Genomic DNA, 16,724 nt, shown 5'->3' with positions numbered 1-16,724 from the left:
GGCCAGGCGTCTGTGCCTAGGCCATGCCGGTCGCCTGCGCCGGCCCTTGGCTCATGCGGCCCGCTCATTTGCGCCGCCATCTCATGCCCTGCGGCGTATCTTCGAGCACGATGCCGCGGGCATCCAACAGGTCGCGGATTTCGTCCGCGCGCGCCCAGTTTTTGGCCTTCCGCGCTTCGGCCCGCTCCGCGATCAGCGCCTCGATCTCTTCGCCGGGCAGTTCGGTCTCCGGCGGCAAAGCGATGCGCAGCACGCCGTTCATCTCCTCGAACAACTGCAGCGCCGCTTCCAGATCGCCGCGTACCGTCACCGGCTGCTGCAGCAGCGCATTCACCTCGCTCACCCACTCAAACACCGCCGTAATCGCGTCCGGGGTGTTGAAGTCGTCCTGCATTTTGGCATGGAACAAATTGCGGATCGTTTCCAGCTTCTCTGCCCACTCCGGCGTAACCTTCGTTTCGCCGCCCTGCGGTGCCGTATTCAGCCGATGACGAAGGTTGTTCGCGGCGTTGCTGATCCGTTCCACGCTGCGCTCAGCTTGCTGCATCGTCTCTTCCGAGAAATTCAGCGGATTGCGATAGTGGGTCGACAGCATGAAGTAACGGATCGCTTCCCGTTTATATTGTGCGCGCAAATCCTTGACAAGTACGCCGTTGCCCAGGGATTTGGACATTTTTTCCCCGTCGATATTGATATATCCGTTATGCATCCAGTATCTGGCCAACGGCTTGCCAGTGGCGGCTTCCGACTGCGCGACTTCGCATTCATGGTGAGGGAACTGCAGGTCCTGGCCCCCGCCGTGAATATCCAGCGTGTCCCCTAGCAGCTGCCGGGACATCGCCGAGCATTCGATATGCCAGCCGGGACGGCCTTCGCCCCATGGGCTGCTCCAATGGATTTCGCCGGGCTTGGCCGCTTTCCAGAGCACGAAATCCTCCGGATGTTCCTTGCGTTCGTCCACGTCGATGCGGATGCCGAACTGCAGCTCGCCGATATTTTGACCGGACAGCTTGCCGTATTCCGGGAATTTGTGCGTACGGAAAAATACGTCCCCGCCGCTTTCATAGGCAAATCCTTTTTGCTCCAGGTCGCGGATAAAGTTGATGATCACATCCATGTTCTCCGTAACCCGCGGATTTGCTGTGGCGCGCGGAATCCCCAGCCCGTCCAGATCCTCGTAATAGGCTTTAATGAACATCTCGGCGACTTCCGGCACGGTGAGGTTCATCTCTTCTGCTTTGCGAATCAGCTTGTCATCTACATCCGTAAAGTTCACGACGTAGTTCACGTCGTATCGCTGATTCTCCAGGTAGCTGCGCACCACATCAAAAAAGATCATCGGCCGCGCATTTCCAATATGAATATAACCGTATACGGTAGGTCCGCAAACATACATCTTCACTTTCCCCGGCGTCAGGCTGACGAACTCTTCCTTCGCCCGGGTGAGGGTGTTATAGATCTGCAATCCCATACTACACTTTCCTTCCCTGTAAGGTTGATTTCTTGTGGTAGTTTTCCAATCGGCTTCCCATCACGATGTATCTCAAAGGGTGGGCTCGGCGTCGAATCGGTCCCCATCGCTAACGGACCTCAGAGACCTTATTGTCTCATTTCCCGGGGATTTCCCGGTTTAACGGACTCCAGCGGCCTTATTCCGCCAAAATCCCATACAGAGCGAGCAATCTTGGGCAAATAACGTCATCTCTGTCCGTTAGGTTTGAGACAGCCCGTATTCCAGTACATTAACGTCTCTAGAGTCCGCTAGACGCGGGAAGCTCGACCGCCAGCACCCGTTCACATCTCCGTCGGCTGCTTCTCGCGCAGCTGTTGCTTGAGCTCTCGAACTTCGCTGCGCAATTGCTCAATCTCACGCTGCATTTCGCGCATCGCGTCGACCACCGGGTCCGGCAGTTGATGGCTGAGCCGGTCCAGACGTTTTCCGTCCTGGCGAACCACTTTGCCCGGGATGCCAACCACGGTGCTGCCGGCAGGTACCTCCTTCAGGACAACCGAGTTCGCTCCAATGTTCGCCTGATCTCCGATCTTAAACGAACCAAGCACCTTCGCCCCGGAACCGATCACAACATTGTTGCCGACGGTTGGATGCCGTTTGCCTTTTTCCTTCCCGCTGCCGCCCAGCGTGACTCCCTGATAGATAACCACATCGTCCCCGATTTCGCAAGTTTCCCCAATGACGACGCCCATGCCATGGTCAATGAACAGCCGATTGCCAATTCGCGCTCCAGGATGGATTTCAATGCCGGTAAAAAAGCGACTAACCTGCGATATGATGCGTGCCGTCGTATACCAGCGGTGACGATAGAAAAAGTGCGCAATCCGGTGGCTCCAAATCGCATGCAGACCGGAATAGGTAAAGATCACTTCGAACCAACTGCGTGCCGCAGGGTCATTGTCGAACACCGCCTGAATATCGGATCGGATTCTCTTGAACATAGTCTTCCCCACCTTCTTTTCCTATCGCAAACAGATACCTAATAAGATAAACGTCTATCGACGTACATTCAAAGTAGACAGACCGCGTTTAGCGGAAGTTTTTCTTGCGATATCAGGATGCCAATCCCCCGAAGTTTATACTTTCTGATATCTAAAAAAAACGCCCCTGCAGCTTACGCTGCAGAGACGCCTGACGACGCGGTTCCACTCTGCTTTGGATGAGTTAGCCTCAGGGGCCGGTTGATGCCCATCACAGGTTCAATCAAGCCTTTGTCTTAAGCCGACTCCTCCCTCTTAAGGTCCTTAACGCGGACAAAACGGCGAAAGCTACCTTCGCCTCATTCAAGGCGTGTTCGCATTCGCGGCTCCCGGGTGCATTTCCGCCAGCACGTATCCGGATAACTTCCAGCCTGGTATCTTCTTTGCGTGGTCCGCTCTGAAGGGTCCCGGTTATCCTCTCTGGTCGATACGGCTGATCGCGTACTTCTCCCGATCTATGCCGTTTGGCTCTCAAGGCGGCGGTCTGCCGCCATTCCTCTAGTTGTAAGGTCTATCTGCATTAATATTACCTAATGGACGTCCTACTGACAATGGCAGCCGAAAAAATTTCTCCCTCTCTAACGCTGATCACAGACGCTAATCGAGCAAAAAAGGGGCACATTCAGCGCTAACGCTTGCCAGAAACCTTATTCCTTGATTTCAGCAAGGAAATGAGCATAATTTGCCACAATAAGCACACTGACAAGCGTTAGAACAGAAAACTCGTTCGTTTCGCCTAAATAAGTGCTGTGGCAAGCGTTAGCGCAATATCGATATGCACCGTGTGAACTCTTCTCCCAAGTCAGCTTTGACCTAGCCGCCCGGCGCCCTACAAAGCGGCGATCCGCGCCTTCAACCGATCAACGACCTTGTCCCGGCCCAGCAGGAAAATCGTCTGGTTCAAGTCACGGCCATGCATTTGGCCGGTCAACGCCACGCGGATCGGCATGAACAGGCCTTTCCCTTTGCTGCCGGTCTCTTTCTGCACCTCTTTGATGGCGGCGCCGATGTTCTCCACGCTGAAGTCGGCAAGGCCTTCAACCTTAGCCAAGAACGTCGACAGCACGCTTGGCACTTGCGGCTCGGCCAGCACGGCAGCCGCTTCTTCGTCCACCGACAGCTCGCTGCGGAAGAACAACTCCGACAGCTCCACGATATCTGAAGCAGCCGTCATTTGCTCTTGATACAACGCAACAAGCGCCTCGGCCCATGCTTGCTGCTCCGGCGACAGCTCGGCCGGTAGCCGTCCAGCCCGTTGCAGATGCGGGATAGCCAGCGAAGCGATCCGCTTCGGATCGGCGTTCTTGATGTAATGATTGTTCAGGTGCGCCAGCTTGTTCGTATCAAACACCGCCGGGCTGCGCGATAAACGGTTCGCATCGAAGATCGAAATCAGCTCATCCTTGCTGAAAATCTCCTCTTCCCCTTCCGGCGACCAGCCAAGCAGGGCGATAAAGTTAAACATCGCTTCCGGCAAATAACCGAGCTGATCGTACTGCTCGATAAATTGAATGACCGATTCGTCGCGTTTGCTTAGCTTTTTGTGGTTCTCCCCGACGATCAGCGTCATGTGCCCAAATACCGGCGGTTCCCAACCAAACGCATCATAGATCATTAACTGACGAGGCGTATTGGACACGTGGTCCTCTCCGCGCAGCACGTGCGTGATGTTCATCAGATGATCGTCCAGCACTACGGCGAAGTTGTAGGTTGGGATGCCGTCTTTTTTCACAATGACAAAATCCCCGCTGACGTCGGATTCAAACGAAATCGGCCCTTTCACCAAATCGTCGAACGTAAACGTACGGCCTTCCGGTACACGGAATCGGATGCTGTATTGGCGGCCTTCCGCGTCGTATGCAGCCAGTTGCTCCGGCGTCAGGTGACGGCATTTCCCGGAGTATCGCGGAGTCTCGCCGCGAGCCATCTGCTCCTCGCGTTCCTTCTCGAGCTCTTCTTCCGTACAGTAGCAACGATAAGCAAGCCCCCGGTCCAGCAAATCCTGCACCAGCGGGCGATACAAATCCAGACGCTCCGTTTGCCGGTACGGTCCGTAGTTCCCGCCGACATCTACGCTTTCGTCCCAATCCATGCCCAACCACTTGAGGTAGGTCAGCTGGTTCTCCTCACCGCCGGCCACGTTGCGCTTCACGTCCGTATCTTCGATGCGGATGATGAATTTCCCCCCGTGATGTCTGGCAAACAAATAATTAAATAACGCCGTTCTGGCGTTCCCGATATGTAAATGACCCGTTGGACTCGGCGCATAGCGCACGCGTACTTCAGCCATTCCAATCCCCTCCCTAGTTTTAAGACGTTGCCGTCAAGGCTCTATCCTTTAGCGAAAATACTACCTCACAAGCTTATGATGATAACACATTCTGAACCAGACAGACAACGCATTGCGCCGCAATGCCTTCACCGCGTCCAGCAAACCCGAGCTGCTCGGTGGTCGTAGCCTTTACGTTAATGAGCTCCGGCTCGGCGCCCAGGGTGCGGGCAATAACCTCCACCATTTGCGGGATGTGCGGGGCCATCTTCGGTTTTTGTGCAATAATCGTTGCGTCCAGGTTGCCGATGCGGTACCCTTTCTCAATAGCCATATCCCATACTCGCTGCAACAATACCACGCTATCCGCATCTTTAAACGCCGGATCGGTATCCGGGAAATGGCGGCCGATATCACCTAACCCCAGCGCCCCCAAAATGGCGTCGCTGATCGCATGCAACAACACGTCGGCGTCCGAGTGCCCCAGCAAGCCTTTCTCATATGGGATATGCACCCCGCCGATAATACACGGCCTGCCCTCCACGAGCTGATGCACGTCAAAGCCTTGTCCTACTCTAAACATCCTCTACCCTCTCCCAGTCATCTTTTAATCACGAAGCAGCTCGAGGAGGTGAACTCGACATTGAATCTTGAATTCACTCAGTCGCTCCGCGATGAACTTTACCCCTGCCTCTTCCTCCGGATAAACTCCGCGTAATCCAGGTCCTCGGGCGTCGTGATTTTAATATTGTCATAGGCCCCTTCCACCAGCTTGACGGGGATGCCCAGCCGTTCGACCAGCATCGCGTCATCGGTGCCGACGAAGCCTTCCTCCACGGCCCGATCATGGGCCGCCAGCAGGTCGGTACGCCGAAAAGCCTGCGGTGTCTGTATCGCCCACAGGCTGCGCCGGTCCGGGGTCGCTGCGACAAAGCCCTGCGCGTCCGCCTGCTTGATCGTATCCTTCACCGGTACGGCAAGGACGGCCGCGCCATGCGTTCTTACGGCTTCGCAGCAAGCCGTTATCTGCTCACTCGTGACAAAAGGGCGGACGCCGTCATGCACCAGTACCCAAGGCGTGCTGAGATGCAGCAAGCCTTGGCGCACCGAGTCTTGACGCTCAGCCCCGCCCGGAATAATTTGTATTTGTTCGCTTATGCCATATTCGGCAATCCATGACCGGCACCGGTCCACATCCTGCTTCCCGGTGACAAGCACGATTTGCGAGATCAACGGATGACGCCGAAACACCTCCAGCGTATGAATAAAGATCGGCTTCCCGTCCAGCAGAAGATACTGCTTGCTTTCCACCGTCCCCATCCGTGTGCCGCGGCCTGCCGCCACCACGATGACTCCCGTATCGCCGCTTGCTTGCAACCCTATCATGATCTGCCTCACCTTTAACTGAATTCAACCGCACCGCAGCTAGTGCAGCGCAGTTAATTCCATCATACCGAATTACTGGGCTTTTTCCAACAGTTTTGGTTTGGCAAAAATCATTCGTCCCGCCGAGGTCTGCAGCACACTGGTCACCAGCACCTCCGTAATGGTGCCAATGTAGTCGCGTCCGCCTTCGACGACGATCATCGTCCCGTCATCTAAGTAAGCGACCCCTTGTCCATGCTCCTTGCCGTCCTTGATCACCTGAACCATAATTTCTTCACCAGGCAGCACGACCGGTTTGACCGCATTGGCCAAATCGTTGATGTTCAGCACAGATACGCCCTGCAGTTCGCACACCTTGTTCAAGTTAAAATCGTTCGTCACGACCTTCCCCTGCAGGACCTTGGCCAGTTTGACGAGCTTGCTGTCCACCTCGGAGATTTCCTCGAAATCCCCTTCATAAATCATAACCTTAACGTCCAGCTCTTTCTGGATTTTGTTCAGGATATCCAGCCCCCGCCGCCCGCGGTTTCGCTTGAGCAAATCCGAGGAATCGGCGATATGCTGAAGCTCCTCCAGTACGAACTCCGGAATGACAATCGTTCCTTCGATAAAGCCGGTTTTACAGATGTCGGCAATCCGTCCGTCGATAATCACGCTCGTATCCAAAATTTTGTGTTCCTCTGCCCAGCGCTCCTCTTCCGGAGCGGGAGCCCCCCATTTACCGGACTTCCAAAGCGAGGACAGCTCTTCCTTCTTCGCCAGCCCAACGTAGAGCCCAATGTAGCCAAACAGCGCCGATACCGCGAATTGCGCCATGCTCTCCAGCGTGCCGAGCCAGGACAGCAGGGGGTAGACCATTAAGGAAAGAAGAAGTCCCGCAGTCAAACCGGCCGCACCGGCAGCCATTTCATTCATCGGGATCCGCGTTAAAGCGGCAATCCATGTTTTTACTTTGGAAGAAACGACGTCTGCAGCCATAGAGAACAGGAACAAGAACAGTAGCGCACCAGCCGCAGCCCAGATCAAATTAGCTGCGATCGGGTTCATTTCGCGAAACCAGTCGCTCGCAGCCCCCGGTAACACACCGGACAAGCCGCCGGTCGTATAACCGAACCAGGCCCCGCATAAACCAGCTAGAATCATCGAGTATTTTTTCAGCACGTCTCTCTTCACCTCCTGAATAAGTATCTTCTTTAGCCAGTATGAACCAATTTCAGAGCACCTAATCCTTGACCCTCACTTTTTTCCAAAAAAGTACCAACGAAAATCCAAATGCACCCCATAACGATGGGATTTCAGGTTGATCTTGAAGGAAAAGGTGGAATATAATGAATTCAATTCATAATATTGAGGTGGATGGAAAATGAGCGCACCAAGCCTACAGTCTTTTCAAGACCAAGTTTCTGAACTGTTGCTCCGTCACCGCAGCCTGTTGGATGTCTTGTCGAAGATGGGACAAACCAACGCCGCTGCCGTCCGTTCCGTGACCAAATCCGTAACCGAATGCGGTTGCATCGAGCTGCACGCCACCAAACAAGACTTCGAGCCAGGCATGAATTTGCAGCAAGCCAAAGAAACAATCGCCAAGCACGTCCATGGTGAGCTGTGCGAAAATTGCCGGGATGTCATTACTAATGAGCTTGGACGCAACCTTTTCTATATGTCCGCCCTTTGCAATTTGCTGGATATTAACATGGAAGAGATCGTGGAGCGCGAATCGCAAAAATGCGCCACGCTGGGGTTTTTTAACTTATCGTAAGCGTATCTTGTACTTAGGTAATGGGGAAAATGCATCGTAAGAGGAAATCAAAAAGGCATCGATCCTTTCCGCCCGCGGGAGATCCATGCCTTTTTTCTTATTGGTGGGGTTGTTTGGTTATTCTCATCGTTTGGGACGATACGCTTCTTGAGCATCATTGTCTTCATCGTCCTGATGTTTGCGGCGAAGCAGCCGGTTGATGTTCTGCCGAAGACCGTATGCCGCGTAAATGACCAATGGGATAAAAATCAACTTGGCTGTCTGATCCGGAAATACGACGGCGATCACCACCGCAAAAATTACAACCAGCGGCGTATACACGATGGTTCTCTTTGGTAAGCCGATCTTTTTGAAATTCGGATATCTTACCGTGCTAATCATCAAATACGATAACAGAATCATGGATACCACAAAGTATGGTGCCGAAATTTCCCGGTAAAACAGCGACAGTGTTGCCAGAACCCCGCCTGCAGCCGGAATCGGCAACCCGATGAAATAGCCCGGAGCCCCCTTCTGAACGTTAAACCGGGCCAGCCGCAACGCCCCGCACATCGGGAAGATGATCGTGACTGCCCAAGCGACGCCGGAAGGAAGGCTGTGAAAAGAAATCATGTACATAATCAGTGCTGGAGCCAAACCAAATGATATCAGATCTGATAAAGAATCGAGCTCTTTGCCGAACTCGCTTTGAGCGTTCAGCGCACGGGCGACCCGTCCGTCTAAACCATCGAGCAGCATAGCGACAATTACCATAATGGCGGCCAAGCTAAATCGGCCTTCCATTGCCAGCAAAATCGCCAGCATTCCGAGAACCAAGTTACCTAATGTAAAAAGGTTCGGAAGGGATTTTGTAATCATCTCTTCACCTCGAGTAGATATTCCTGAACCATTCATTGATGATAGGTGATTTAGATTTGTCTGTCAATGAACACCTGTTCCTGCAAGCGTTTGAGCCCCTCTTTGATGGAGCGTGCCCGCACCTCGCCGATCCCGTCGACTTCATCCAGCTCCTCGATGCTGGCCATCATCACATTTGGTAAGCGGCCAAACCGTTCGACCAGATTGTGAATAATGACATTGGGCAAACGGGGAATTTTGTTCAACACGCGATATCCCCGCGGTGAGATCAACTCCTCCGAAGTCGCGGCGGAAGAAGGATAGCCCAAGAGCTTCGTGATATGGTTATCATCCAGCAGCTCATCGTCGGTGGAGCGTTTCAGCCCCATAATAATTTCTCGGATCGCTTCGTCGGAGTCTTCTTTGGCATAGTCTTTATACAGCAGCCAAGCCTCTTCCTCCATGTTGCTGACCAGTTCCTCCATCTGCATGCTGATCAGACGTCCCTCGGTCCCCAATTCGTTGATGAACCGTTTGATCTCCATCTTGATCCGGATGACCATTTCCACCCGTTGAATGACGTTGATCACCTCTGGCAAGGATACAAGCTCCTCAAATTCGGAGGCCGTCAGGTTCGTTAAGGCTTGATTCAGAACGGAGCGGTACTTCTCCAACGTCTGAATCGCTTGGTTCGCCTTGGTCAGGATCACGCCGATTTCCTTCAGGGCATACCGTAATCCCCCTTGATACAGCGTGATAATGTTCCGGCGCTGGGAGATGGAGACGACCAGCTTGCCGGTCTGTTTGGCCACCCGTTCGGCCGTACGGTGCCGGATCCCTGTCTCCGAGGAAGCGATCGAGGAGTCGGGGATAAGTTGAGTATTGGCATACAGGATTCGCTTCAAGTCTTCGCTAAGGATAATGGCTCCGTCCATTTTGGCCAGCTCATAGAGATAGTTCGGCGAGAAATCACAGTTGATGGAGAAGCCGCCCTCAACGACTTCCATGACCTCCGGGCTGTAACCAACAACAATCAGACCACCGGTTTTGGCCCGTAACACGTTTTCGAGTCCGTCACGAAAAGCCGTTCCCGGTGCGACAAGTTTCAGCAATTCGTTCATTTTCTCTGCATGGGTAGTTTCCTTCATCATCTAATGCCCCCTAATCTAACGCAACAGCTAGCGCATCTGCAACGGTATTTACACCTATTAATTGGATCCCTTGCGGACCTTTCCACCCTTTCATGCTCTTCTCCGGCAAAATGACTCGTTTAAAGCCCAGCTTGGCCGCTTCCTTCACGCGTTGCTCCGCCCGGGAAACTGCCCGCACTTCGCCGGTCAAACCAACTTCTCCAAAGAACACGTCATACGGCTTCGTTGGGATGTCGCGGAAGCTTGAAGCTACACTTACCGCGATGGCCAGATCGACCGCCGGTTCATCCAGCTTCACCCCGCCGGCCAGGTTGACGTAAGCGTCCTGATTTTGCAGGAACATCCCCATTCGCTTCTCAAGGACGGCGATAATCAGGTTCATCCGCTGATAGTCTACCCCCGTGGCCATCCGTCTTGGTGAAGGAAAATGGGTGGCTGAAATCAAGGCCTGCAGCTCGACCAGCATCGGGCGCGTCCCCTCCATGCTGGCAACGACAGTGGAGCCCGCCACGCCGAGCGGCCGTTCGGATAGAAACAGCTCCGACGGATTTGCCACCTCCGCCAGGCCGGATTCGTTCATTTCAAAAATGCCAATTTCGTTAGTCGAACCAAAGCGGTTCTTCACGGCCCGAAGCAGCCGATAGGAATGATGCCGTTCGCCTTCGAAATACAACACGCAATCGACCATATGCTCCAGCAGACGCGGTCCTGCGATCGCCCCTTCCTTGGTCACGTGACCGACCAGCACCGTGGCAATGCCTTGCCCTTTGGCAATCCGCATAAACCTTGCAGTACATTCCCGCACCTGTGATACACTTCCGGGAGCGCTGGTAACCTCCGGCAAGTAAACCGTCTGGATCGAATCGATCACCAGGAAATTCGGTTTGACCTGTTCGATCGCTTCTTCGATCCCGTCCATGCTGCTTTCGCACAAGACGAACAGTTCCGCAGACAAGGTTCCCAACCGTTCCGCCCGTAACTTCGTCTGGCGGACGGATTCCTCCCCTGAGATATACAAGACTCTCAGGCCGCTGCGCGCCATTTCATGCGAGGTCTGCAGCAACAGGGTCGATTTCCCGATACCGGGATCTCCCCCAACCAGGACCAGCGAGCCCGGCACGACACCGCCGCCAAGCACCCGGTTTAATTCCCCGATGCCCGTTTGAATTCGCGGTTCTTTGCCGCTCTCTATATTTATGATCGATTCCGGCTTTTCTTTCGCATGAAAAATCCCGGAAGTCATTCCCTGCGTTTTGACGGGTTTCTCCACTTCTTCTACCATGGAGTTCCAAGCGCCGCAGCCCGGGCATTTTCCATACCATTTGGGCGATTCATAACCGCAATCGGAGCAAAAAAACTTATGTTTTACTTTAACCATTTATCTCTCCTTCTCGCCTCTGCAATATTTTACAGACTTAGCAGACACCGTATCGTTAGGGTTACTAAAATTTTACCACCCTTTCGCTTTGATCGAAAGCTATGAGAGACCACGGCCGCCATGGCGGCAGGATTTAAAAAAGGCAGCCCCAAAGCATCGCTTTGGAAGCTGCCTTTCACTTATTTCATCGGCTTTAACGTTACGGATTTGTAGAATTTAACTACATTTTTTTACACAAGTTACGCATTTTTGATGAACGTTCCCGTACGTTCGACCTTCAGTTCACCATTTTCTTCGTCAATCGTCAACGAGTCGCCTTTCTTCACGTTGCCGGTCAGCAGTTCTTCGGACAGGCGGTCTTCGATATGCTTCTGAATTGCCCGGCGGAGCGGACGTGCGCCATACGCAGGATCGTAGCCCACCTTCGCCAGGAACGCCTTCGCCCGATCAGTCAGCGTAAAGTCGACATCGTATTCGCGCAGGCGTTTACGCAGTTCTTCGGACATCAGTGTGACGATTTGACCGATATGTTGCTCCTCGAGCGAATGGAAGACGATAATTTCGTCGATCCGGTTCAGGAACTCCGGACGGAAGCTCTTCTTCAGCTCTTCCATCACTTTGCCCTTCATGTTCTCGTAATCCGCGCCCGCATCTTGAACCGCGGTGAATCCGAGACGTGTATTGCGTTTGATCGCATCAGCGCCCACGTTCGAGGTCAAGATGATCAGCGTATTGCGGAAATCCACTACGCGGCCCTTGGAGTCGGTCAACCGGCCGTCTTCCAGCACCTGCAACAGGATGTTAAATACTTCCGGATGTGCCTTCTCGATTTCGTCCAACAGGACAACGGAGTACGGTTTGCGGCGTACTTTTTCAGTCAGCTGACCGCCTTCTTCATATCCGACATATCCTGGAGGCGCACCGACAAGACGAGCGGTGGAGTGTTTCTCCATGTACTCAGACATATCGATCCGGATTACCGCGTTCTCATCGCCAAACATCGCTTCGGCCAGTGCGCGAGCAAGCTCGGTTTTACCTACCCCGGTTGGACCCAGGAAGATAAAGGAGCCCATCGGACGCTTCGGATCTTTAAGTCCTGCGCGTGCCCGGCGGATCGCCCGGCTGACCGCCTTCACGGCTTCCTCTTGCCCGATGACACGCTCATGCAGGATTTTCTCCATATTGAGCAAGCGTTCGGTTTCCTCTTCCTTCAGCTTGTTAACCGGAATTCCCGTCCAGCTGGCAACGACTTGGGCGATATCCTCCGGCGTAACTTCGGAATCGGTGCGTCCTTGTTTTTCTTTCCATTGGTTCTTCGTCGTGTCGAGCTCTTCGCGAATCTTCTGTTCTGTATCACGAAGCGCCGCCGCTTTCTCGAATTCCTGGCTTTGCACCGCGGCGTCTTTCTCCTTGCGGATATCCTCCAGTCGGCTTTCCAGTTGTTTCAGATTCGGCGGTACCGTGTAAGAGTTGAGCCTTACTTTAGACCCCGCCTCGTCGATCAGATCGATCGCTTTATCCGGCAGGAAGCGGTCTTGGATGTAGCGGTCGGACAGTTTGACCGCTTGCTCGATCGCTTCGTCGGTAATTTTCACCCGATGGTGCGCTTCATAGCGATCACGCAGCCCGTGCAGAATTTGGATCGCTTCTTCGACCGATGGCTGATCTACTGTGATCGGTTGGAAACGACGTTCCAGCGCGGCGTCTTTTTCAATATATTTCCGGTATTCATCCAGCGTGGTTGCGCCGATGCATTGCAGCTCGCCGCGAGCCAGCGCCGGCTTCAAGATGTTCGAAGCGTCGATCGCGCCTTCTGCACCGCCCGCTCCAATCAGCGTATGCAGCTCGTCGATAAAGAGGATGATATTCCCGGCTTGGCGAATTTCGTCCATGATCTTTTTCAAGCGGTCCTCAAACTCACCGCGGTATTTCGTCCCCGCAACGACGGAGCCCATATCCAACGTCATGACGCGTTTGTCACGCAGCGTCTCCGGAATTTCGTTGTTGATGATCTTTTGCGCGAGACCTTCAGCGATGGCTGTTTTCCCGACGCCGGGTTCCCCGATCAGCACCGGATTGTTCTTCGTCCGGCGGCTCAACACCTGGATCACCCGTTCGATTTCTTTGCTGCGGCCGATCACCGGATCCAAATTGCCCTCTTTAGCCGCAGCCGTCAAGTCGCGAGCCAAGCTGTCCAACGTTGGGGTATTCACGTTCGTTGGGGTGCCGTGATGGCTGGATACGGCCTCACTGCTGCCCAGTAGCTGCAGCACTTGCTGGCGCGCTTTGTTCAAGCTGATGCCAAGGTTGTTTAGGACGCGGGCCGCTACGCCTTCCCCTTCACGAATCAGGCCGAGCAAAATATGCTCTGTCCCAACATACGTATGGCCGAGTTTACGCGCTTCATCCATGGACAGCTCGATCACTTTCTTGGCACGCGGTGTATAAGCGATATTGGTCGGTTGCTCTTGTCCGCGGCCGATCAGCGTTTCCACTTCATCCTGTATTTTCTCAAGTCCCAGACCCAATCCGATCAGTGCCTTGGCGGCGATGCCTTCGCCTTCACGGATCAGGCCGAGCAGTACGTGTTCTGTACCGATATTGTTATGTCCGAGTCTTACGGCTTCTTCTTGAGCTAGTGCCAACACCTTCTGCGCACGCTCCGTAAATCTTCCAAACATCATCTTCTCCTACACCTCCATAGTTGGTACTACCCGTTATTTTCCCATTCGTTCCCGAATGAGTTTGGCGCGGTACATATCCCGTTCCCCCGGGGACATGCTGCTGCTAAATTTCTTCTGCAAAAAACCGGGCTGCGTCATGACGTTCAATTCATTTAGCGCTTGAGTTGATACGCCTTCGATTAACCCTAAGTCAACGCCGAGCCGGACATCCGACAGCCGCTGGGCGGCTTCCTTCGAGTCGATGATGTACGCCTGGGACAAAATCCCGTAGGAGCGCATCACCCGGTCCATCATGCGCAGCCGCGATTCGCTGATCAGCTTCTCACGCGCCGTCTTCTCATGCTGAATGATCTGCAGAACCACGCCGTATAAATTTTCGATGATCTCAGCTTCGCTTTGTCCTAGTGTAATCTGATTTGAGATTTGAAACAAGTTACCCATCGCTTCGCTGCCTTCGCCGTAGATCCCGCGAACAGTTAAGCCGACCTGCGATACCGCAGATAAAATCCGCCCGATCTGCTGCGTCAGCACCAGTGCCGGCAAATGCATCATGACCGAAGCACGAAGTCCGGTTCCTACATTCGTCGGACAGCTGGTTAAGTATCCGCGCCGGTCGTCGAAGGCATAATCCACATGGGATTCGAAAATGTCGTCGATTGCCGTCGCTTTTTCCCAAGCCTCTTGGACCTGGAGCCCCGGATATAAACACTGGATACGCAAATGATCCTCTTCGTTCACCATAATGCTCAGGCTCTCATCTTCGCTGATGAAGACCGCTCCATTTCTGGAGTCATTCGCCAGGTTCGGACTGATCAAATGCTTCTCAACCAGTACTCGTTTATCCAATTCATCCAAGTCTGCAAGAAGCACCGGGTATAGCTTGCCGTGAGCCTGGAGTGCTTTATCGCTTAGAACCCCCTGCAGAAGCTTCAGCACCTCTTCCGATTGCGTGTTGGTGGCCAACATCGGGAAGGGATGGTGCAGGATGTTACGGGCGATCCGTACCCGGCTGCTCATAACGATATCGGACTCTTTCCCTTTGCGGCTCATCCATTCGCTCAGCGGCTGTTCGGTAAATCGGAGATTGGTCACCCTACATCCCTCCTACTCTGCAGATAAGTTCTTCTCAAGCTCGCGAATTTGGTCCCGCAGCGCTGCTGCCACCTCGAACTCCTCTTGGAGGATCCGGTATTGCAGCTCACGGCGAAGATCATCGAGCTTACGTTTTACTTGAATATGACCGCCGATCCGTTTTGGCACCTTCCCGACATGAACGGTATTGCCGTGGACCTTCTTAAACAGCGGATCCAGACGATCATTAAAATATTTGTAACAAGAGCTGCACCCAAAACGCCCGATTTTGCTGAACTGGGAATACGTCATACCGCATTCTTCGCAGCGCAGATGTTCTGGTGTGCTGTGCCCGGAAATCTGACCTTTGGTCGCCGGGCCTAAATCAAGGAAGCCCGACAGCAGGTTATGAATCGAAAAGCCGCCCGAGGTGCCGGGAATCAGCTCCCCTTTTTCCCTAGCGCAGGTTTCACAGAAGTGAAACTCCGTCTTCTCACCATTCACGATTTTCGTAAAATGCAAGGTTGCCGGGCGTTTGCCGCATTCTTGGCATTGCATCGCACGTCCCTCCTTACGGGATAGACTAAGACAGCAGATCCTTAAACCTGTATTTGTGTTACATCATGCTGTTAACTCAACAATGAGATTAACATCGCTCGCATCATTCTTGCCCGGATCTGGTCGCGATACGGCAGTTTCACTGCCAGCACATCGCGGGATATCGCCGAGCGCATCATTGCGGCCTCCCGAGGGGTCAAAATACGGGCTTCCTCCAGGCGATAAATCAATCCTTCCGCCGCAGATTGCCCGATCTCTTCCCCAATCGTTTCATGCAAGTGGGTGTGCAGCGATGATGGTCCCGGCAGTTGAAGGCGCCGAATCCGAACATAACCGCCACCGCCGCGCTTGCTCTCGACCAGGTACCCTTTCTCCAGAGTAAAACGGGTGCTGATGACATAGTTTATTTGCGACGGCACGCAGGAAAATTGGTCGGCAAGTTCGTTACGTTGAATCTCTATAATCCCCTCAGGACTTTCATGCAAAATACTCTTGAGATATTTTTCGATGATATCGGAGATATTACGCATCACTCATCCTCCATTATTCCATACGTGTATCTCATGTTGCGGTTTGACACCATTAAGTCGTCAAGAACGGATGCGCGTCTCGGCCTAGAGGCACATCGCAATCATTAAGAACGGTTGCTTGTGATCATGGCCTTAGAAGCACATATCATCGTCAAGAACGGATGCTGGCCGCTTGCTATGACATAAGATGCTTGTCGCGTCGAATTGGTCATGGCCCGCGAGGCACATCGCATCATCAAGAACGGACGCTGTCATGGCCTAAGAGCATCGCACCGGATGCAGGTAATCACCTATAGGGCGCACTGTGATCCGGTTCTGTTCTGTTGACTTTGACTTTCTTTGACTTTATAAACATTATACCATAATTTGATGATTTGCCAAGAGGGGCTACAGTTTCAGTTCCAGTGTGGACTTTACGCTTACAAAATATTCGTGCTAAAGCGTATGAGAACACAGCCCAGTTGGTGCCTTTAGCACAGCGTGTCCTTCATCTTCAGGCGATTCCTGCAAAAATACAGTTATTTTGCGGGGGAGTGGCCGTTTTGCCTGGAATGCCTGCAAAAGTGCAGGCTTTTGGGGCCGATTTGCTCGAATTGACCTAAATCGAG

The 16,724-nt window shown here is 53.3% G+C and carries 14 protein-coding genes; 1 reads left to right on the top strand and 13 read right to left on the bottom strand.

From position 1 onward, the window contains the following. Positions 1 to 64 precede the first annotated feature (64 nt). The 6 genes from cysS to POTG_RS19780 all read right to left on the bottom strand — a co-directional run bounded on the left by cysS (position 65) and on the right by POTG_RS19780 (position 7,309). Complete coding sequence (cysS, locus tag POTG_RS19805; RefSeq protein ID WP_009226617.1) at positions 65 to 1,471, bottom strand: cysteine--tRNA ligase; 1,407 nt, start codon at positions 1,469 to 1,471, stop codon at positions 65 to 67. A gap of 323 nt (positions 1,472 to 1,794) precedes the next feature. Then, entirely contained in the window at positions 1,795 to 2,454 is a 660-nt protein-coding gene (cysE, locus tag POTG_RS19800; protein WP_036646399.1) for a serine O-acetyltransferase, read from the bottom strand. Positions 2,455 to 3,322: 868 nt separating this feature from the next. Further along, on the bottom strand, positions 3,323 to 4,783 hold the full coding sequence (gltX, locus tag POTG_RS19795; protein WP_009226615.1) for a glutamate--tRNA ligase: 1,461 nt from the start codon (positions 4,781 to 4,783) through the stop codon (positions 3,323 to 3,325). Between the two features lie 73 nt (positions 4,784 to 4,856). Next, on the bottom strand, positions 4,857 to 5,345 hold the full coding sequence (gene ispF / locus POTG_RS19790) for a 2-C-methyl-D-erythritol 2,4-cyclodiphosphate synthase (RefSeq protein ID WP_009226614.1): 489 nt from the start codon (positions 5,343 to 5,345) through the stop codon (positions 4,857 to 4,859). 98 nt (positions 5,346 to 5,443) lie between these two features. Next, complete coding sequence (ispD, locus tag POTG_RS19785) at positions 5,444 to 6,148, bottom strand: 2-C-methyl-D-erythritol 4-phosphate cytidylyltransferase (RefSeq protein WP_036646396.1); 705 nt, start codon at positions 6,146 to 6,148, stop codon at positions 5,444 to 5,446. A 72-nt stretch (positions 6,149 to 6,220) separates the two neighbouring features. Next, positions 6,221 to 7,309: a PIN/TRAM domain-containing protein gene (locus POTG_RS19780; protein WP_009226612.1), complete on the bottom strand. Its 1,089-nt coding sequence runs from the start codon at positions 7,307 to 7,309 to the stop codon at positions 6,221 to 6,223. A 202-nt stretch (positions 7,310 to 7,511) separates the two neighbouring features. Between POTG_RS19780 and POTG_RS19775 the strand changes: the two genes are divergently transcribed. Then, positions 7,512 to 7,907, top strand: coding sequence for a hypothetical protein (locus POTG_RS19775; protein WP_009226611.1), 396 nt, complete (start codon positions 7,512 to 7,514; stop codon positions 7,905 to 7,907). A 123-nt stretch (positions 7,908 to 8,030) separates the two neighbouring features. On the opposite strand, the gene pssA is transcribed toward POTG_RS19775, so the two are convergent. From pssA to POTG_RS19740, 7 genes are all read right to left on the bottom strand, one after another. Next, entirely contained in the window at positions 8,031 to 8,765 is a 735-nt protein-coding gene (gene pssA, locus POTG_RS19770; protein WP_009226610.1) for a CDP-diacylglycerol--serine O-phosphatidyltransferase, read from the bottom strand. A 50-nt stretch (positions 8,766 to 8,815) separates the two neighbouring features. Continuing rightward, positions 8,816 to 9,892, bottom strand: coding sequence for a DNA integrity scanning diadenylate cyclase DisA (disA, locus tag POTG_RS19765; protein WP_036646422.1), 1,077 nt, complete (start codon positions 9,890 to 9,892; stop codon positions 8,816 to 8,818). Between the two features lie 13 nt (positions 9,893 to 9,905). Then, a complete protein-coding gene (radA, locus tag POTG_RS19760; RefSeq protein WP_009226608.1) occupies positions 9,906 to 11,273 on the bottom strand; it encodes a DNA repair protein RadA in 1,368 nt (455 codons plus the stop codon). Between the two features lie 239 nt (positions 11,274 to 11,512). Beyond that, complete coding sequence (gene clpC / locus POTG_RS19755) at positions 11,513 to 13,957, bottom strand: ATP-dependent protease ATP-binding subunit ClpC (RefSeq protein WP_009226607.1); 2,445 nt, start codon at positions 13,955 to 13,957, stop codon at positions 11,513 to 11,515. A gap of 33 nt (positions 13,958 to 13,990) precedes the next feature. Next, positions 13,991 to 15,049 carry a protein arginine kinase gene (locus tag POTG_RS19750; protein ID WP_009226606.1) on the bottom strand — a complete coding sequence of 353 codons (1,059 nt, stop codon included), beginning with the start codon at positions 15,047 to 15,049 and terminating at the stop codon, positions 13,991 to 13,993. Between the two features lie 12 nt (positions 15,050 to 15,061). Further along, a complete protein-coding gene (locus tag POTG_RS19745; RefSeq protein WP_009226605.1) occupies positions 15,062 to 15,586 on the bottom strand; it encodes a hypothetical protein in 525 nt (174 codons plus the stop codon). Between the two features lie 71 nt (positions 15,587 to 15,657). Further along, a complete protein-coding gene (locus POTG_RS19740) occupies positions 15,658 to 16,116 on the bottom strand; it encodes a CtsR family transcriptional regulator (RefSeq protein WP_036646393.1) in 459 nt (152 codons plus the stop codon). Positions 16,117 to 16,724: the final 608 nt, after the last annotated feature.

It is taken from the genome of Paenibacillus sp. oral taxon 786 str. D14 (genome assembly GCF_000159955.1).
Lineage (GTDB): Bacteria > Bacillota > Bacilli > Paenibacillales > Paenibacillaceae > Fontibacillus > Fontibacillus phoenicis.
Note: the sequence above shows the minus strand (reverse complement) of the source record. Positions and strands in the feature narration are given on the sequence as shown.